Origin of the sequence: Halorussus rarus (assembly GCF_003369835.1) — an archaeon.
GTDB lineage: Archaea > Halobacteriota > Halobacteria > Halobacteriales > Haladaptataceae > Halorussus > Halorussus rarus.
In genome coordinates this window covers 1459327-1476575 of the sequence record NZ_QPMJ01000001.1, presented here as the reverse complement: position 1 = coordinate 1476575, position 17249 = coordinate 1459327, and the positions used below count along the sequence as shown (strand labels likewise).

Here is a 17249-nt window from a genome sequence, read left to right as displayed (position 1 = left end):
CGCCGTATCGCGCATTATTGTTCGTCATGGTCTACAGCGACATCGAGACCGCCCCGCGGGACGAGCTCCGCGACCTCCAGGACGACCGGCTCGCCGAGACCGTCGCCTACGCCTACGAGAACGTCGACTTCTACCGCGAGGCCCTCGACGAGGCCGGCGTCGCCCCCCACGACGTCGAGTCCGTCGACGATATCTCGAAGCTCCCGTTCACCAGGAAGGAGGACTTCCGCGACGAGTACCCCGACGGCCTGTTCGCGGTCGACCGCGGCGACGTCCGACGAATCCACGCCTCGTCGGGCACGACCGGCAAGCCCAAGATCGTGAGCTACACCGACGAGGACCTGGGCGTCTGGCGCGAGGTGATGGCCAGGTCGCTGTACGCCGCGGGCGTCCGGCCCGAGCAGGTCGTCCAGAACGCCTACGGCTACGGGCTGTTCACGGGCGGTCTGGGATTCCACGACGGCGTCGAGGAACTCGGCGCCTGCGTCATCCCCACCGGCGGGGGCAACACCGCCCGACAGCTCGACATGCTCCGGGACATGGAGAGCGACGTGCTGGCCTGCACGCCGTCCTACTGCCTCTACCTCGCGGAGGCCGCCGAGGAGCGCGGCGTCGACCCCCGGGAGCTCCCGCTCGACACCGTCGTAATCGGCGCCGAACCGTTCACCGACCCGATGCGCGAGGAGATCGAGGCGGCCCTCGACGTGACCGCGGTCGACGTGTACGGCCTCTCGGAGATCATCGGGCCGGGCGTCTCCATCGAGTGCGAGGAGGCCCAGAACGGCCTCCACGTCTGGGAGGACCACTTCCTCCCGGAGGTCGTCGACCCGCGGACCGGCGAGCCCCTGCCGGAGGGCGAGGAGGGCGAACTCGTCCTCACCACGCTCACGAAGGAGGCGCTGCCCGTCCTCCGGTACCGGACCGGCGACATGACCGCGCTGACCTACGAGGAGTGCGAGTGCGGCCGGACCGTCGCCCGGATGGGCAACGTGACCGGACGGACCGACGACCTCATCATCGTCCGCGGGATCAACGTCTATCCGAGCCAGATCGAGGAGGTGATGGTCGACATCGCGGACGTCGCGCCCCACTACCGCATCGACCTCTACCGGCGGGGGAACCTCGATACGATGGAGCTCACCGTCGAGTACCACGAGGACTACGAGGGCGGCCACGACGAACTGAAGCGGCGCATCCGCGAGGAACTCGAGGAGACCCTGGAGGTCAAGCCCGACGAGATCGAGGTGGTCGGGCCGGGCGTCATCGACCGCACCGAGGTCGGCAAGGTCAAGCGCGTCTACGACCACCGCGACGAGGAGTAGGCGAACGAACGGGCGGCCCCAATCAGTCCACCTGGGCCGCTCCCGTCGTATCGGCGGCGCCGGCGCCCTCCGGGGTCCCCGTCTGTCGGACCGGCGAGACGAGCACCCAGAGCCCGCCGGCCGCGAGCGACAGCGCGACCCCGGCCCAAGGGAGGAAGCCGACCGGACCGAGCAGTTCCGCGGCCCGCCCGGCGACGATGCGGGCGACCCCGCCCACGAGCGACAGCGCCATCGACGCGCCCGACAGGACCGTCGCGCGGCCGACGTCGGCCAGACGGTCGTTGAGGTACTGGTTGCGGACCGGACGGACTATCGTGTGGAGCCCGCGGTTGAGGAACAGCACCGGAATCACGAGCATCGGAGCGAGCGCGACGCTCGCGTACGCCAGCCCGTAGAGCGGCACCAGCGAGAGGAACACGCCCCGCGTCCCGATCCGGTCGTGGAGCCAGCCGACCGTCGAGGCCGCGCCGGCCGAGACCAACTTGAACCCGGCGTACAACACACCGAATCCCGCGACCGGCACGCCGACCGCCGTCAGCGCGGGCTGCTCGTAGATGCGGGTCACGACGAACAGCGAGTTGAACAGCGCGGCGTAGGCGACGACCCATCGCACCTCGGGCCGGCGGACCTGGAGCCGGAGGATGCCGACCGCCTCGCGGACCGTGAGGACGTCGTCGGACTCGGCGGGGTCGTCGTCCGATTCCGCCCCGGAACCGGTCGATTCCCCGTTCTTCAGGCGCTCGATGGTCGGGAAGGTGTACAGCAGCGGGATTCCGAGCGTCGCGAGGCCGGCGTTCGCCAGGAACGGGTACGCGGGGTTCACGCTGTAGAGCAGTCCCCCGAGAATCGCGGTCACGGCGGAGATCACCAGTTCTGCCACGTTCCCGCGGCTCTCGATGGTCGCGTACGCCGACTCGTCGTACCTGGCCTGGAGTATCTCGTACAGCCACGCGTCCTGGGTCCCCGACCGGAACGCCCAGCCGGCCGCCCAGACGACGTGGAGCACCAAGTACACCGACCCCGACTGGACGAACGGGTACGCGAGGACGACGACCGTCCGGAGGACGGCGCCGGCGACGAGGCTCCTCCGGCGGCCGAGCCAGTCGCCGACGTAGCCGGAGGGAACCTCGGAGACCAGCATGCCGAAGGCGAAGACCGCGTAGGCCAGCCCGACGAAGTCGAGCCCGAACCCCTTGTCACGGAGGATGACGACGGCGACGGGGAGGTAGAAGCCCGACGAGTTCGTCGCCCGGAACAGGTAGTACCGGCGGAGCAGGTCTCGCGACTCGGCCATCACCAGGTCCTAATCGACGGACCGTAATGACGTCTTCCGGAAGCCAACTTTTGTAGAATAAATTATATATCTGCCCGACGGTCCGCGGCTACTCGACTTCGAAGGTGACGCGGTACCGAACCGTCGACTCGTCGGCACTCGCTACAGTGGTCCCGCGGTCCTTCCCGGTCGTCCCGCCGGCCGTCTCGTCGCGCTCGGGGCCCGCCACGTCGAGCGACCCCTCCACGGCGTACTCGCCCGGCGAGAGGTCTGCCGGGACCGCGTAGGTCTCGTCGATCGCCTCGCCGGGGCCGACCGTCGTGACCAGCGCGAGGTCGTCCGTCGCCTCGACGCGCCGGCCGTCGGTCCGGACCCGGTCGCTGGCGGCGTAGGCGTCGGTCCAGAGGAGTCGGGCGGCGTCTCGGGAGTCCGCGCCTCTTGCCGGCTCGCACCTGACGACGCCGAACGGCCGGGGCGCGCCCGACGCGAGCCGGAGCCCCGCGTCCCCGTCGTTCCGGAGCGAGAGCCGGAGCCGCCCGTCCCGGACCGTCGCGGCCACAGAGACCGGAACCGGGTCGTGCGCCTCGACGTAGGTGGTGTAGAACGTCCCGTCGAGCCGGACGTACCGATGCTCCCGGAGGTTCGCCAGCAGGCCCGGGGGTGCGCGGTCGAACCCGTACGCGCCGGTCGCGCGGCCCGCCCGTCGGAGGAGTCCCCGGGTCCGTGCGGCGGCCGCGTCCGCGTTCCAGACCGACCCGTCCACCGCCGTCGAAACCGGGACCTCGGCGCCCGTGATCGCGTACGGCGGGCCGGCGTCGGTGACTTCGATCGAGAACGAGACCACGTCGCCGTGGTACCGGGCGGCGTCGTAGGTCTCGAAGAACGAGGCGAGCGCGGGCCAGACGTAGCTCAACTCGACGCCGCCGTCGCGGGCGAGCCGCAGCAGCCCGCTGGCCACGTAGCCCTCGCGGGTAACCGCCCGCCGGTAGGTCTCGTAGTCGGCGGTCTCGCCCGTCACGTCGCTCTCGGCGACTGTTTCCGCGGTGACCCGGTGGGTGGGGAAGGTGTCCTCGAGCCGGTAGTAGGTCCCGTCGCGCTCGACGAACGGGGTCGCGCTGGCGAACCGGCGGAGCCACGCAGACGGGTCGTCGGTCCGGTAGCCGCCGGAGAGCGCCGCCAGCACGACCTCGCGCTCGCGGTCCGACAGGTCGGCGAACGGGGTGACCCGGCCGCCGGGGTCCGTGCCGAGGTCGTTGAGCCGGACGGCGTGGTCGAAGGTCTCGACCGCCGAGACCGAGAGGTCGCGACTCCCGGCACCTGGGCCACCCGCGCCGGCCGCCGCCATCCGGGCCGCGGTGCCGCCCGGCCCGTCGCCGTCGGCCAGTCGGGCGTCGGTGACCGACCCGCCGACGCAACCGGCGGTCACCGCCGTTGCACCGGCGGCGAGGCGGAGGAACGAGCGGCGTTTCATACCGGTCGATGACACTCGGGGTTCAAAAAGATGCGGGAATTGAAGTGGTATGGGCTCGGCCGTGCACGTCACTCGGACGCGTTCGCTATCAGACTCTCCGGACAGTCGGTCCGAGGCGGCTCGCGCCGCCGTCACTCGTCGGTGCAGAACGTGACGCTTGAGAACTCGAAGCGCGCGCCGCCCGCCTCGCTCTCGGTCAGCGAGCACTCCCAGTCGTACACGTCGGCGAGTTCGCGCACGAAGGTCAGGCCGACGCCCGTCCCGCCCGACGACGCCGCGGTGGTGTACCCGGCCTCGAACACGGCGTCGCGGTCCTCGGCCGGGACGCCGACGCCGTCGTCGGCGACGTAGAACCCGTCCGGCGCGTCGCCCACGGTCACCGTGACGTCGGCGTCGGACCGGTCGTCCGTCCCGTGCTCTATCGCGTTTTCGAACAGGTTCTCCAGGAAGTGCCGGAGGTATGTCTCGTTCGCGCGCACGACCCTGTCGGTCGACACCGCGAGCGTCCCGGCGGTCGAGTCGACCGCTCCCCACGCTTCCCGCGCCGCGGCGTCGAGTCGGACCGGGCCGGCGTCGCCGACCGCGTCCTGGCCCCGCGCCAGCACCAGCAGCACGTCGATGACGTCGTCGATGCGGTCGAAGGCGTCGGTGACGTAGTCGACCGCCTCGTCGTCGGCGTCGGCGGGGAGCTGCTGGCTGTAGATCTGGCCGATGGTGACGGGGTTGCGGAGCTCGTGAGCCAGCATGCTGGCGAACGACTCCAGTCGCTCGTTCTGGCGTTCGAGCCGGCGTTCGCGCTCCTTGCGGTCGGTGACGTCCCGGACCACCCCGACGCGCTCGTGCTCGTCGTCTCGGGGAATCACCGCGAAGCTGGCTTCCGTCTCTATCGTCTCGCCGTCGGGGGTCTCCATCGTCGCCTCGACGGTTTCGGTCACGTCGTCGCCGGCCCGGAGGTCGCGGTATATCTCCTCGGCGGCCTCCATCACCTCCTCGCTGACGAGGAACGAGGAGTCCCGCCCGACGAGTTCCTCCGGCGAGTGGCCGACCATCTCGGCGTAGGTGTCGTTGACCAGCGTGAACCTGTTGTCCTCGTCCTTGACGTAGATGCCGTCGTTGACCGTCTCGACGACGGCCTCGTACCGCCTGCGGTCCCGGTCGGTCGCCCACCAGACCCGGACGCCGTCGCCGACCTCCTTGGTCTCGACGCCGTCGCGCGCGACCAGTTCGTCGAGGGCCTCCCGGGCGGTCCGCCGGTCGCAACCGAGTTCCGCCGCGACCTCGCTCGCCGTGACGGGTTCGCTTGACGAGTCCTCAGCGTCGAGAACGGCGCGCACGTCGGCGAGCGTGATGCCGGACGGACCCATTTGCGGCAGGTTCGCACCCGACCCTCATAGAATTACCGCCGGGAGCATTACCTGTCATGGGAGATAGACGCGACCGCGGAAGGCGGCGACCTCGCCGCCGTCCTCGTCGGTGACGGCGACGCTGTAGGAAGCGGTCCGACCCCGACGGTGGACCCGCTCGGCCTCGCCGGTCAGGGTCTCGCCGACGTCGACCGCCTCGAAGTACGAGACGTTGGTCTCCATCGCCAGCGCGGTCTCGCCCTCTGCGTTCGACGCGGCCGCGAACGCGGCGTCCGCGAGCGAGTAGATTGCCCCACCGTGGGGCGTCCCGTGGAAGTTGAGCAGGTCGTCGGTGACGGTCACCTCGGTCGTCGCGGTGCCGGGGCCGAGCGCGGCGAGCTCGATGCCCAGCTTCTCGCAGAAGGGGTCGGAGGCGATTCGCTCGCGGCGCTCGTCGGGAACGTCGCTCATGCAGGCTGTTCGCCCTACGGTCACTAATAACCAAAGCGCCGCGCGGTTCGGTGGTCTCGGTCCGAGTTCGTGCTCACTCCTCGTCGGTCGGGATCACGGTCTTGCCGGTCGCTTCGGGGACGACGCGGCGGTCGGCGTCGGTCCACTCCCGGTCGAGCTCCCGGCCCTCGAACAGCCGGTCGAGGAACACCGCCAGCCCCGCGACCTCCGAGTGGGGCTGGTTGGTCACGCCCACGTTCCAGTCGGCGGCCTCGTAGACGTCGAACGAAACCTTCTGGGAGCCGACGACGACGAGAATCGGCTGACCCTCGCTCCCCTCGTCGACGTCCTCACCCGCCGGGCTCTCGCCCCGGTGGGCCGCCCGGACGGCGTCCTCGACGTCCTGGACGCGCTCGCCGTACATCGTGAGGTGGACGACCTTCCCCTCCCAGTCCCGGAGGACTGCCTTCGGGCTGTCGGTGAGTTCCACCGCGAAGGGACCGCCGAACCGGTCGGTGATGTCTTCGACCGTCTCGCGGGACTTGCCGGCGTCGCCCGCCAGGACGGCGCGGTCGGCCCCCAGCGCCCGCGCGGTCAGGCCGACGTGGGTCGTCATGCGCTCGTCGCGGCCCGGCCGGTGGCCGAGTCGGAGGACCGCCACCTCGGGTTCGCCTTGCATGCCCGTCAGTCGGCGTCGGGCGGGTTAGGGGGTTTCGGAACGCGCCGGTCGTCCCTGCGTCGGTTGTCTCCGCTTAGTCGGGGTCGTAGCGCAGGTCGAACTCCCGTTCGAGCAGGTCGTGGTACTCCTCCGGGTCGACCTCGCGCTCGACCAGGCGACCACGCTCTGACCGGGTCAGTTCGTCGGGCGAGAGCTTCAGGTGGCCGCGCTCGGTGGCGATGGAGACGGTCGGGTCGCCCGTGAAACCCGACTCGGGCGCGGTGGCGAGGTGGTCGCAGGTCGCCTCGAAGTAGCTCAGCTTCCGGGGCGTCTCGTCGAAGACGTACCGGTCGTTCCACGCGTCGTCGTCGGGTTGCCGGTACTGGGTCAGGTACGCCGCGTCGGGGCGGTCGCTCTCGACCGCGCGCCACGCGACGCCCGCGGCGTCGGTCCGGCCGGTCCCGTCGAGCGGCGTGGGTCGGCGCATCGTCGGGACGCCGCAGCCCACGTCCACGACGTAGGGGCGGTCGAGGGTCACCAGGTGGGCGTGGTGGTTCGCGGGCGGCCGCGGGTCGCCGTCGTCTCCCAGCATCCGGGCCGCGATGCGGTCGGCGTCGAACCCGAGTTCGGCGAGCAGCCAGCCGAACAGGCCGTTGAGCTCGAAGCAGAAGCCGCCGCGCTCGCGCTCGACGACCTTCTCGTAGAGGTGGGGAAGGGTCAGGGTCACCCCCTCGGCGTCGCCGGGGCCGTGCGGGTCGCCGGTGACCGACAGCGTCTCGAACGGGACCGAAATCACGTGAGCCCGCTGGAGGGTCCGGAGGGCGTCCAGATTCGCGGGTTCGACGGCAGAGCGGTCGAGCCCGATGCGCGCGAGGTAATCGGCGGGGTTGGGTGACGCCATGGGTCGGCTCTCGACCGGAGCTACGGCGACGGGGGCCTTGAATTTCCGCTGAAACGACGTTTTGTAGGGTATCTTATCATTCCTCGTTCGGTCCGACCGTCACACCGAGAAGTCCGCCCGGGCCTCCGCGTCGTCGCCCGTGGCGTTCATCGAGGCGACGACGGTGTACTCGCCGGGCGAGGGGTCGTCCCACGCGCCGGGGAAGACCGCGGCGTCGCCCGAGTCGACGGTCTCGGTCTGGAGCATCTGGGCGAACGCCCGGCCCTCGCTGGCGCGCCAGACCTCCTCGTCGCCGTCGAGCACGGCGAAGTCCGCGCGCAGGCTGCTGCGGAACGTCAGCTCCGCCGGTTCGTCGCCGACGTTCTCGACGACGTACTCGAACGACACCCGGTCGGACTCGACCGTCGCGCTGACCGCACTCTGGAGCGTCATGGTTTATCCTGCCCCCCGAGCGTCTGAAAACTTTTCGCCGGAGACCGTTCCCGGGTCGAACCGGGCCGTCGAAGACGGTCGCCGGCTGGCGGGGTGCGGGAGCAGGCGGGCCGTCGAGGCGGGTGGGGCAAGCAGCCTCGCCGGTGGGTGCAGTCGTGGCTCTCGCGCGGTCGTCGCCCCGACGTGTCAGTTATCGCTGGAATCGAAGCCGAGCGCGGCCGCCGCGTCGAGCAGGCCGTGGCCCTGCTCGTTGCTCGACAGGCCGATGTCCTCGGCCGTGCTCTCGAGTTCGTCGCGGGCCTCGGCGTTCGACAGGCCGTTCGCCATCAGCTGGCCGGCGGCGCCCGCGACGTGCGGGCAGGCCATCGAGGTGCCGTCGTAGGTGTCGTACCCGCCGGGGACCGTCGAGTAGATCTCCGCGCCGGGCGCGGCGATGTCGACCTCGGGGCCCTGGGCCGAGAACTCCGCGAGCTCGTCGCTCTGGTTGGTCGCACTGACCGCGACGACCTCCTCGTACTTCGCGGGGTACTTGACGCAGTCGGTGCACGGTCCGGGATTGCCGGCCGCGACGGCCACGAACACGCCGTTGTTCGTGGCGTACTCCACCGCGTCCTTGAGCGTCTGGGAGCCCGAGTCCCCGCCCAGCGAGAGCGAGGCGACGTCCCAGCCCTGGTCGGCGACGTACTCGACGCCCGCCGCGATGTCCGAGAAGGTCCCGCTGCCCGCGCAGTCCAGCACCTTCACCGCGTGGAGCGTCGCACGGGTCGAGACGCCCCGAACGCCCTCCGCGTCGTTCACCGCGTCGGCGATGCCGGCGCAGTGGGTGCCGTGGTCGTTGTCGTCGGACCACGACTCGTTGCAGTCGTTACTGTTGCCGTAGAACGTGCAGTTCCCGGTCAGGCCGCCGGACCCGCAGGAGACGAACGACTCGCCGGCGCCGACGTTGGCCTGCAGGTCGGGGTGGTCGTCGTCGATGCCGGTGTCGACGATGGCGATGTCCGCGCCCTCGCCGGTCTCGCCCTCGGCGTGCGCCACCTCGGCGTCCACCCGGTCGACGCCCCAGGGCAGCGTCTGGGCGAACGCCTCCATCGTACCGTTCTCCTCGACGTAGCGGATGTTCGGGTTCCGCTCCAGCGCGGTCGCGGCGCGCTTGGGGAGCCGGACCGTGACCGCGTCGATGGAGTTGAACACCCGGACCGTCTCGTCGGCCTGCTGGACCGCCACCTGTCGGCCCCGCGCCGACGAGAAGCCCACGTTGACCTCCACGCTGTCGTCCGGTTCGGCCGCCGCGAGACCGCTGCCCGCCGCGGCCGTCGCGACGGAGGCACCGACACCTTTCAGGACGTTACGCCTCGACACACCGTTGTCGTTATCGGACATTGCGTGAAATTAATTGAGCCGATGTAGAATAAAACTTTTCTAGCCCTAATTTACAAAATAAAGTCGGTCAGTGGACGATTTTATCAGGCGCTCCCGCGTTCGGCTTCCGTCCCGTCCTGCCAAACGGCACGCCTTTAGTATCCGAGAGCCAAGTCGGAGCCGTGCAGATCGTCGGGTACGAGACGACGGGCGGCGACGGGCGGCCGGCGCTGCTCGTGGCCGCCGAGGACGAGGTTCGCCGGGAGCCGCTGGAGTCGGGAGGGCGACTGGGGTACTCGCTCGGCGACCGCCGGTGCGCCGGTGCGCTCGACGGGACGGGTCACGTCGACTGCCCCAACGAGGGCGTCCCCTACTGCGACCAGCACACCACCACCTGGGTGTGCGCCCGCTGCACCGGCACCTGCCTCAAGGACGAGATGGACTGCTACGACGACCACGCCATCTACCTCGCGGCGTTCGCGCCCGCGACGTTCAAGGTCGGGGTGACCCGCGAGTGGCGGCTCGACACCCGCCTGCGCGAGCAGGGCGCCGACCGCGCCGCCCACCTCCGCACCGTGGAGAACGGCCGCATCGCCCGGGAGATCGAATCGCAGTTGGCCGAGGAGTACACCGACCGCGTGCGGGTCCCCGCGAAGATCGCGGGCCTCCACCGGGACGTCGACGACGCGGCGTGGCGCGCCGCCCTCGACGAGTTCGACCCGGTCGAGACGTTCGACTTCGACTACGGCTTCGAACTGGACGCGGCTCCCGTGGCCGAGACGCTGGCGACCGGCGAGGTCGTCGGCGTGCAGGGCCGGGTGCTGGTGCTCGCGCGCGCCGGGACGACCTACGCGGTGGACCTGCGGGACCTGGTGGGCTACGAGATCCGGGAGGAGGAGAGCGACCGGGAGCTACAGTCGAGTCTGGCGGCATTCTAGCCCTCGAGCCGAGCGTTTATACCGGAAAACGGGACGAAACTGAAACGTGCCGAGCGAGAGGCCTCAATCCAGTTCCAGACCCCGGATCGAGACCGCGTCGCCCTCGGTGACCTCCCCGATGACGCGACCGTCGGTCTCGTCGGCCAGCGACTCGGCCTCGTCGCGGGGCAGCGCGACCACGAAGCCGGTGCCCATGTTGAACGTCCGGTGCATCTCCTCGGCGCCGACGTTGCCCTCCGACTGGACGAACTCGAACACCGGCTGGGCGTCGAACGGGTCGCTGATCTCGTACCGGAGCGCGCCCATCCGCGAGAGGTTGGTCCACCCGCCGCCGGTGACGTGGGCCGCGGCGTGGACCTCCCGGCTCCGGAGGTGGTCCAGCAGGTAGGTGTAGATGCGGGTGGGCTCCAGCAGGACCTCGCCGATGGTTCGGTCCGAGCCGTCGAGCGGGAAGGGGTCGTCGTAATCGTGGTCGCGCGTCGCGGCCTCGCGGGCGAGCGTCAGCCCGTTCGAGTGGATGCCGCTCGACGGGAACCCGACCAGCGCGTCGCCCACCTCGGCCTCGCCGGGGAAGACCGCATCCTTCGGCGCGAGCCCGACGCACGCGCCCGCGAGGTCGAGTCCCTTGATGACCTCCGGCATCACAGCCGTCTCGCCCCCCACGAGCGCGACGCCCGCCTCCTCCGCGCCGGTGGCGAGCCCCTCGCCGACCTGCTCTGAGAACGCCTCGCTGGGTTCGTCGACCGCGAGGTAGTCGACGAACGCGACCGGTTCGACCCCCGAGGCCACGAGGTCGTTGGCGTTCATCGCGATGCAGTCGATTCCCACGGTCGAGTAGTCGCCGAGCGCCTCGGCCACGAGCAGTTTGGTGCCCACACCGTCGGTCGCCAGCGCCAGGTAGCGGTCGCCGATGTCGAGCAGCCCCGCGTACTCGCTCTCGTCGATGTCGCCGACCGCGCCGACCAGCGCCGCGGTAGCGGCCTCGCTGGCCTCGATGTCCACCCCGGCCTCCGCGTAGGTGAGTTCCTCGTCGTCGGTCATGGTCGAACCGGGGCGGCGCGCGAGTAAAGTTCCACCGCTTGCGAGCGAGACGGCGCTTCCGGGCGTCTCGACGGAGTCGCCGGGTCGGGGCACTGTCGTCCCGCGTCACGGTGACGACTAGATATATGCATCTCCGCCAACTACAGGTTCGCAATGAGCCACGGTGTCGGGAGTGGCGACTCCCAAACAGCGTCGGACGCCGAGAGCGGCGTCGAGGCGCTTCGACGGAGTCCGGAGATACGCGGCCCGGTCGACCCGCCGGACGACCCCGTCCACGGCGGCGGAGCGGACAACGACCACCTCGCGTCGATATACGCCGACCGGGACGAGCAGTTCGCCGCCGTCGTCCCCTTCGTGCGTCAGGGACTCGAACGCGGCGAGCGCTGCCTGTACATCGCCGACGAGAACTCCCGCGAGGAGGTCCTGGTCGCGTTCCGGGCTCGCGGCGTCGACGTCGACGCCGCGCTCGACTCGGGGGCGCTCTCGGTCCACACGCCGGCCGAGACGTACCGCCGGACCGGCGAGTTCGAACGGGACGCGATGGTCGAGTTCTGGGAGGACACCCTCGCGCGGGCGACCGAGGACGGAGAGTACGCCGGCGTCCGGGCGGCCGCCGAGATGACGTGGGCGCTGGACGACGGGACCGACCCCGACCTGCTGGTCGAGTACGAGGCCGTGCTCAACACGGTGTTCTCGGGCGAGGAGTACGTCGTCCTCTGTCAGTACAACGACGAGCGGTTCCCGGCCGAGGTCGTCCGCGACGTCATCCGGACCCACCCCCACGTCGTCTCCGACTGCGCGGTCCACCACAACAGCTTCTACACGCCGCCCGAGGAGTACTTCGGCCCCGACGACCCGGCCCGCGACGTCGAACGGATGATGGGCGCGATGCGCAACCGGACCGAGATGAAGGCGTCCGAGCAGGAGCGCCACCGGTACCTGCGCCGACAGTACGAGATCGCGGGCGACACCGACCGGACGTTCTCGGAGAAGCTCCAGGCGCTGTTCGAACTGGGCTGCGAGCGCTTCGACCTCGAACTCGGCGGGCTGGCCCGCATCGACCCGGAGACCGACCTGTTCGAGGTGGAGGCCGTCAGCGGCGACCACGACCACCTGGTGCCGGGCGCGCGACTGGCCCTCTCGGAGACGTACTGCCGGGTACTGGCCGACGACGCGGACGTGACCGGTATCACCGACCCGGCGGACGACGGGTTCACCTCCCTCGAAGCGTACGAGGAGTTCGGCGTCCGGACCTACCTCGGCACCCGCATCGAGCTGAGCGGCGGCCTCGACCGGACGCTCTTCTTCGTCTCCTCGGAGCCCCGGGACGAGGAGTTCTCGGATGCCGAGCGGACGTTCCACCAGTTGATGGGTCAGTGGGTCAAGTACGAGTTCGAGACCGACCGACACAAGGCCCGACTCGAGAGCAAGAACGACCGGCTCGAAAGCTTCGCCAACATGCTGGCCCACGAGCTGCGTAACCCCGTCACTATCGGGGAGATCTACAGCCGACAGCTTCCCGATAACGCCGACGACGAGGCGGTCGACTACGTCACCGACGCCTTCGACCGCATCGAGGACATGATCGACGTCATGCTGGTGCTGACGAAGGGCCGCGAGGCGGTCGACGAGTGCGAACCGGTGGACCTCGCCGAGGCAGCCCGCGAGGCGTGGGACGGAATCGACGCACCCGACGCCTCGCTGGCGGTCTCCGTGGACCGCACGATCCGCGCCGACGAGACGTACGTCCGCCACCTGTTCCGGAACCTGTTCGAGAACGCCGTGGAGCACGGTTTGACGAGCCCTCGCTCGGGGGCTCGCGAGGGCGCCGTCGAGCACGGCGGGAGCGACGTCTCCGTGACGGTCGGGACCCTGCCGACCGGCTTCTACGTCGCCGACGACGGTCTCGGCATCTCGGCCGGGGACCGCGACGTCGTGTTCGAGGTGGGGTTCACCACCGCCTCCGCCAACGGCGGGACGGGACTCGGCCTGGCGTTCGTCGGGGAACTCGCCGACGTGTACGGCTGGGACGTCGCGGTGACCGAGAGCGAGGCGGGCGGCGCGCGCTTCGAGTTCCGGAACGTCGAGCGCGACGAGTAGCGCCGCCTTCGCGACCTGACGGACACCGAGGCGGCCCCTCGTCCCGGTTGCGACTCGTCCCCGCAGCGTAGCCGATTTTCGTCCCGGACCTCCTATCAGTCCGCGCCCACAGGACTCTTGGCTCGCAGTGTCGCGGGTATGACCATGGACGAGACGCTGACACAGGCCGACGAGGGCAAGCGAGTCGTCGGACCGGAGGGCGAGGTCCTCGGGACGATAGACAAGGTCGATCAGGGCATGGCGCACGTCGAACCCGACGCGGGGGACTACGAGAGCGTCAAGCGGTACCTCAACTGGGAGGACTCGAAGGCCGACGACTACACGTTCCAGGAGACCGCCATCGAGGAAGTGACTGACGACGAGGTCGTCCTGCGAGAGGGCGACGAGCACTGACTCAGAAGAACGAGAACCCGAACAGCGCCCACGCCGCCAGCGCGAAGCAGGGGACGCCCGCCGCGAGGAACGCGCCGAAACTCCAGTCCTTGACGGTGTTGCCGTCGAGCGGGCCGAACGGGATCATGTTGAAGCCCGCGAGCAGGAAGTTGATGCGGACGCCGAGCGCCCCGACGCTCCCGAGCGGGCCGCCCAGGAACAGCTCCAGCGGGAGGAAGAGGGCGCCGAGCGCGACGTTGGTCAGCGGGCCGGCCAGCGCGATGAGCCCGTTCTCCCGGAGCGTGGCCCGGCCGCGGTGGTACACCGCGCCCGGCGCGGCGAACAGGAAGCCGGCGAGCGCGCCCGCCACCGCGAGGAACAGCATGCCGTAGTCGGCCCGAAACTCCGCGACCTGCCCGAACCGGATGGCGGTGACCTTGTGGGCCATCTCGTGGAGCAGGAATCCCAGGCCGGCGGTCACGAGGCTCGCCGGAAGCAGGCCGACCAGCGCGGCGGGCCGGTACATGAGGATGCGGCCGCCGCCGGCGAAGAACACCGCGAACGCCACGGTCAGGGCGCCCCACGCGATCGCGATGTCGACCAGTTCGCGCTGGCCGAACCGGATGCTGGCGACCTTCATGTGAGCGTCCGGACGATGAGGTCCGCGCTGTTCCGCGCGCCCTGGATCATCAGGTCGGTGATCTGGTCGACGCCGCCGATCTGCGAGCCCAGCAGCGGGAGCACCACGAACGGGAACGCGAAGCTGGCGATCATGCTGCCGACGTTGGTCATCGCCACGATGGCGATGAGCCGGAACAGCGGCACGTCGAGCATCCGGTCGAGCAGGTCGCTCAGCGGGCTCTCCTCGTCGCTCAGAATCTCGTTGAGCTTCGCGATGTCGCCGACGTTGACCGAGGTGTACTTGAGTTCGACGTAGCCCGCGAACCACCCGGGCGCGAGCAGCGGGTTGACGCTGGTGAGCCACGCGACCGCGCCGCCGACGCCCGCCGAGGTCCAGCGCGCGCCCGCGAGCTTCGCGAGGCCGAACGCGAAGACGCCGTTGAACAGGAACCACGCCGCGAACACCTTCAGCAGGAGGGTGTTGCGGACGCCGGCCATGAACAGCAGGAAGAAAAACGAGAGGAAGCCGACCGCGACCAGGTAGCCGAACAGCTTGAACAGCGAGAACCGGCTGCCGGTCTCGGTGCCGACGAGGCTCTCCATCGGCGGGAGCGTCTCCGGGTGTCGGAGGTACTTCTCGATGCCCGCCCGGTGGCCGGCGCCGACGACCGCAACGACGTCGTGGCCCGCGTCCCGCAACTGGACGAGGTTGTGCGCGATGAAGGCGTCGCGCTCGTCGATGAGGGCTTCCGCCCCGCCGGGCGAGAACTGGCGGAACTCCTCCATCATCGCGGTCACCACGTCGCCGTCGGTCAGTTCCTCGATGTCGAACTCCTCCTCGTCCGGGTCGCCGCCGACGCCCACCATGGCCAGGCACAGCTCCCAGACCATCCGGAGCTTCTCGACCAGGCTCATCCGGGCCCAGAACCGCTGGATGGTCATCTGGATGTCGCGGTCGACCAGCGCCACCTCGCTGCCGACCGACTCGGCGGCCTCGATGGCGGCCTGCATGTCGGCGCCGGGCTCGATGTCGAACCGGTCGCCCATCCGGGCCTGGACGTACGACAGCATCCAGTACGCGATGAACTGGAAGACGGTGTTGCCCTCGAGCAGGTCCGAGGGCTCGAGGTCCTGGGCCACCTCGCCCTGCATCTGGCGGTAGCGGCCCTCGTCGAGTTCGACTGCGACCACGTCGGGTCGCTCGGCGTCGATGGTCTCGCGGACCTCCTCGACGCTGTCCGCGGAGACGTGGGCGGTGCCGACGACGCGGACGCTGCCCTCGCCGTCTCCGGGCCCCACCTCGGCTGAGTCGCTCATCGTTCGCCTTACACGCTATCCCTTTTTACCGTTGTCGATGGCCGGAGAACCGACAGACGGCAGACACGTCGGGCGGATCGCGGTCGACGCTCGCCGGGCGAACGCGACGGCCCGAAGACGAAAACGGGATTGGGACCGAGCGAGTCGTCCCGACCGATGACCGACGCAGCGACGCTGCTGGACTCGTACACGGAGATGACCGAGATTCTGCTACCCAACGACACCAACAACCTCGGCCGGGCACTCGGCGGAACGGTGCTCCACTGGATGGACATCTGCGGCGCGATCGCGGCGATGCGGTTCTCGAACCACCAGTGCGTGACCGCCTCGATGGACCACGTCGACTTCATCTCGCCCATCGACCTCGGCGAGGTCGCGGTCGTGGAGGCGTTCGTCTTCGATACGGGCCGGACCAGCGTCGACGTGAAGGTCGACGTGCGCGCGGAGGACCCCAGGGAGGGCGAGGAACGGGAGACCACCACCTCCTTCTTCACCTTCGTGGCGCTCGACGACGACGGCGAACCGACCGCGGTCCCCGACCTCGAGTGCCCTACCGACAACCAGCGGGCGCTCCGGGACCGCGCCCGCGAGCAGCGCCGCGAGCAGCTGGCAGCGGTCGCCGAGCGGATCGAGCAGAACGGGAACGAGTAAGGGTACACGGCCTCTCGGCCGGAGATCACCTCGGGACGGTCCCTACGCCTCGGTCGTGGTCTCCTGACCGCTCTCTGCGGTCGTGGTCGCGTTATCCGCTTGGGTCGTCGCGCCGGGTATCTCGGGGTTGTCCGTCTGGTCGATGGCGACGAACAGCGCGAGCGGCTCGTCGCCCTGTTCGGTCACCGCACCGGCGAATCCCGTGTAGGCGGTCCGGCCCTCGAAGCTCTCGGTGAACGAGGCGAGGATCTGGCCGTCGTTGCCCTCGGTCGCCTCGCGGACGTTCAGCGTGTACACGCCCGAGGGGACCGACGCGTACTCGCTGGCGTCGCCGAAGGTCACGTTGTCGTAGAGCACCGCCCCGGTGCGGTTGACCGTGACGTCCACCGGCCCCGCGCCGGGCGCGACGTGGACCAGCCGGACCGAGGCGTTGGTGCCGTTCGGCGCTCTCCGCACGTCCTGCAACGCGACGAGCTGAAACGCCTCGGCGGCGTTCTCCCCGACCTCGCCGGCGGCTACGAGCGTGTAGCGCTCGTTTGCCTCGACCGTCACCTGCTGTTCGAGCACCGTGGTCTCGTTCTCGGCGGTGACGATGGCGATCTGGTGGTCGCCCTCCTGCAGGTCGAGGTAGCTCGTCACGTCGCCGTACTCGAGGTTCTCGACCACCGTCTCGTTGTCGACGACCACGTTCACGGCCGGCGCGTCGGGCGACATGTGGGCCGCCCGGACCTGGGCGTTCTCGGGGTCCTGCAGCCCCGGTGCGTCTCGTTCCGTCAGCGAGGCCACCGAACCGGTGCCCAGTCCGGCGACGACGAGGACGGCGAAGCCCACCGCGACGGTGCGGGTCAGTGTCGAGTTGTCTCCGATCATGTCTCACGGCCGTCTGCGACGCCGTCGGGGATAAATCGCGGTGAACGTGGAACCCGGTAATTCCCAATAGAAGCCCACAAGGCGGCGGTTTCTCCGAGGAAAGTCGAAAAAGATCGAACGAAACGCGGCT

The 17249-nt window shown here is 69.9% G+C and carries 17 protein-coding genes; 5 read left to right on the top strand and 12 right to left on the bottom strand.

Going from position 1 to position 17249, the window contains the following annotated elements:
- Positions 1-26: 26 nt before the first annotated feature.
- Positions 27-1322: a phenylacetate--CoA ligase PaaK gene (paaK, locus tag DVR07_RS07090; RefSeq protein WP_115796035.1), complete on the top strand. Its 1296-nt coding sequence runs from the start codon at positions 27-29 to the stop codon at positions 1320-1322.
- A gap of 22 nt (positions 1323-1344) precedes the next feature.
- Here paaK and DVR07_RS07085 read toward each other — a convergent pair whose 3' ends face one another.
- From DVR07_RS07085 to DVR07_RS07050, 8 genes are all read right to left on the bottom strand, one after another.
- Positions 1345-2616: an MFS transporter gene (locus DVR07_RS07085; RefSeq protein ID WP_115796034.1), complete on the bottom strand. Its 1272-nt coding sequence runs from the start codon at positions 2614-2616 to the stop codon at positions 1345-1347.
- Positions 2617-2704: 88 nt separating this feature from the next.
- Complete coding sequence (locus tag DVR07_RS07080) at positions 2705-4066, bottom strand: hypothetical protein (protein WP_115796033.1); 1362 nt, start codon at positions 4064-4066, stop codon at positions 2705-2707.
- A 131-nt stretch (positions 4067-4197) separates the two neighbouring features.
- Positions 4198-5430, bottom strand: coding sequence for a PAS domain-containing sensor histidine kinase (locus DVR07_RS07075; RefSeq protein WP_115796032.1), 1233 nt, complete (start codon positions 5428-5430; stop codon positions 4198-4200).
- 54 nt (positions 5431-5484) lie between these two features.
- Positions 5485-5880, bottom strand: a complete 396-nt coding sequence (locus DVR07_RS07070; protein ID WP_115796031.1) for a PaaI family thioesterase — start codon at positions 5878-5880, stop codon at positions 5485-5487.
- A 73-nt stretch (positions 5881-5953) separates the two neighbouring features.
- Positions 5954-6538 carry a tRNA (cytidine(56)-2'-O)-methyltransferase gene (locus tag DVR07_RS07065; RefSeq protein WP_115796030.1) on the bottom strand — a complete coding sequence of 195 codons (585 nt, stop codon included), beginning with the start codon at positions 6536-6538 and terminating at the stop codon, positions 5954-5956.
- A gap of 73 nt (positions 6539-6611) precedes the next feature.
- A complete protein-coding gene (locus DVR07_RS07060) occupies positions 6612-7418 on the bottom strand; it encodes an arylamine N-acetyltransferase family protein (RefSeq protein WP_115796029.1) in 807 nt (268 codons plus the stop codon).
- A gap of 99 nt (positions 7419-7517) precedes the next feature.
- A complete protein-coding gene (locus DVR07_RS07055; RefSeq protein WP_115796028.1) occupies positions 7518-7850 on the bottom strand; it encodes a BsuPI-related putative proteinase inhibitor in 333 nt (110 codons plus the stop codon).
- Between the two features lie 186 nt (positions 7851-8036).
- Complete coding sequence (locus DVR07_RS07050) at positions 8037-9230, bottom strand: S8 family peptidase (RefSeq protein ID WP_115796027.1); 1194 nt, start codon at positions 9228-9230, stop codon at positions 8037-8039.
- Between the two features lie 161 nt (positions 9231-9391).
- Here DVR07_RS07050 and DVR07_RS07045 point away from each other — a divergent pair, with 161 nt between their 5' ends.
- Complete coding sequence (locus DVR07_RS07045; RefSeq protein ID WP_115796026.1) at positions 9392-10147, top strand: DUF2797 domain-containing protein; 756 nt, start codon at positions 9392-9394, stop codon at positions 10145-10147.
- 63 nt (positions 10148-10210) lie between these two features.
- Here the strand turns inward: DVR07_RS07045 and purM are convergent, their stop codons facing one another.
- A complete protein-coding gene (gene purM, locus DVR07_RS07040) occupies positions 10211-11188 on the bottom strand; it encodes a phosphoribosylformylglycinamidine cyclo-ligase (protein ID WP_115796025.1) in 978 nt (325 codons plus the stop codon).
- 153 nt (positions 11189-11341) lie between these two features.
- Here purM and DVR07_RS07035 point away from each other — a divergent pair, with 153 nt between their 5' ends.
- Together DVR07_RS07035 and DVR07_RS07030 are read left to right on the top strand one after the other, a co-directional pair.
- Complete coding sequence (locus DVR07_RS07035; RefSeq protein ID WP_115796024.1) at positions 11342-13288, top strand: MEDS domain-containing protein; 1947 nt, start codon at positions 11342-11344, stop codon at positions 13286-13288.
- A gap of 144 nt (positions 13289-13432) precedes the next feature.
- The gene (locus DVR07_RS07030) at positions 13433-13681 is read left to right on the top strand and encodes a PRC-barrel domain containing protein (RefSeq protein ID WP_115796023.1); all 249 of its coding nucleotides are present in this window, start codon (positions 13433-13435) and stop codon (positions 13679-13681) included.
- 1 nt (position 13682) lies between these two features.
- Here DVR07_RS07030 and DVR07_RS07025 read toward each other — a convergent pair whose 3' ends face one another.
- Both DVR07_RS07025 and DVR07_RS07020 read right to left on the bottom strand, forming a co-directional pair.
- Positions 13683-14300 (bottom strand): metalloprotease, encoded by a 618-nt coding sequence (locus DVR07_RS07025; RefSeq protein ID WP_115796022.1) that lies wholly within the window; start codon positions 14298-14300, stop codon positions 13683-13685.
- Positions 14297-15598 carry a TraB/GumN family protein gene (locus tag DVR07_RS07020; protein WP_115796021.1) on the bottom strand — a complete coding sequence of 434 codons (1302 nt, stop codon included), beginning with the start codon at positions 15596-15598 and terminating at the stop codon, positions 14297-14299. The genes DVR07_RS07025 and DVR07_RS07020 overlap by 4 nt, the downstream gene beginning before the upstream one ends.
- A 156-nt stretch (positions 15599-15754) precedes the next feature.
- Between DVR07_RS07020 and DVR07_RS07015 the strand changes: the two genes are divergently transcribed.
- On the top strand, positions 15755-16249 hold the full coding sequence (locus tag DVR07_RS07015) for an acyl-CoA thioesterase (protein WP_115796020.1): 495 nt from the start codon (positions 15755-15757) through the stop codon (positions 16247-16249).
- A 42-nt stretch (positions 16250-16291) separates the two neighbouring features.
- On the opposite strand, the gene DVR07_RS07010 is transcribed toward DVR07_RS07015, so the two are convergent.
- Positions 16292-17119 carry a DUF4397 domain-containing protein gene (locus DVR07_RS07010; protein WP_115796019.1) on the bottom strand — a complete coding sequence of 276 codons (828 nt, stop codon included), beginning with the start codon at positions 17117-17119 and terminating at the stop codon, positions 16292-16294.
- Positions 17120-17249 lie beyond the last annotated feature (130 nt).

Coding starts and splice junctions, on each gene's coding strand:
- paaK (WP_115796035.1), top strand. CDS start 27: ATGGTCTACAGCGACATCGAGACCGCCCCGCGGGACGAGCTCCGCGAC.
- DVR07_RS07085 (WP_115796034.1), bottom strand. CDS start 2,616: ATGGCCGAGTCGCGAGACCTGCTCCGCCGGTACTACCTGTTCCGGGCG.
- DVR07_RS07080 (WP_115796033.1), bottom strand. CDS start 4,066: ATGAAACGCCGCTCGTTCCTCCGCCTCGCCGCCGGTGCAACGGCGGTG.
- DVR07_RS07075 (WP_115796032.1), bottom strand. CDS start 5,430: ATGGGTCCGTCCGGCATCACGCTCGCCGACGTGCGCGCCGTTCTCGAC.
- DVR07_RS07070 (WP_115796031.1), bottom strand. CDS start 5,880: ATGAGCGACGTTCCCGACGAGCGCCGCGAGCGAATCGCCTCCGACCCC.
- DVR07_RS07065 (WP_115796030.1), bottom strand. CDS start 6,538: ATGCAAGGCGAACCCGAGGTGGCGGTCCTCCGACTCGGCCACCGGCCG.
- DVR07_RS07060 (WP_115796029.1), bottom strand. CDS start 7,418: ATGGCGTCACCCAACCCCGCCGATTACCTCGCGCGCATCGGGCTCGAC.
- DVR07_RS07055 (WP_115796028.1), bottom strand. CDS start 7,850: ATGACGCTCCAGAGTGCGGTCAGCGCGACGGTCGAGTCCGACCGGGTG.
- DVR07_RS07050 (WP_115796027.1), bottom strand. CDS start 9,230: ATGTCCGATAACGACAACGGTGTGTCGAGGCGTAACGTCCTGAAAGGT.
- purM (WP_115796025.1), bottom strand. CDS start 11,188: ATGACCGACGACGAGGAACTCACCTACGCGGAGGCCGGGGTGGACATC.
- DVR07_RS07035 (WP_115796024.1), top strand. CDS start 11,342: ATGAGCCACGGTGTCGGGAGTGGCGACTCCCAAACAGCGTCGGACGCC.
- DVR07_RS07030 (WP_115796023.1), top strand. CDS start 13,433: ATGGACGAGACGCTGACACAGGCCGACGAGGGCAAGCGAGTCGTCGGA.
- DVR07_RS07025 (WP_115796022.1), bottom strand. CDS start 14,300: ATGAAGGTCGCCAGCATCCGGTTCGGCCAGCGCGAACTGGTCGACATC.
- DVR07_RS07020 (WP_115796021.1), bottom strand. CDS start 15,598: ATGAGCGACTCAGCCGAGGTGGGGCCCGGAGACGGCGAGGGCAGCGTC.
- DVR07_RS07015 (WP_115796020.1), top strand. CDS start 15,755: ATGACCGACGCAGCGACGCTGCTGGACTCGTACACGGAGATGACCGAG.
- DVR07_RS07010 (WP_115796019.1), bottom strand. CDS start 17,119: ATGATCGGAGACAACTCGACACTGACCCGCACCGTCGCGGTGGGCTTC.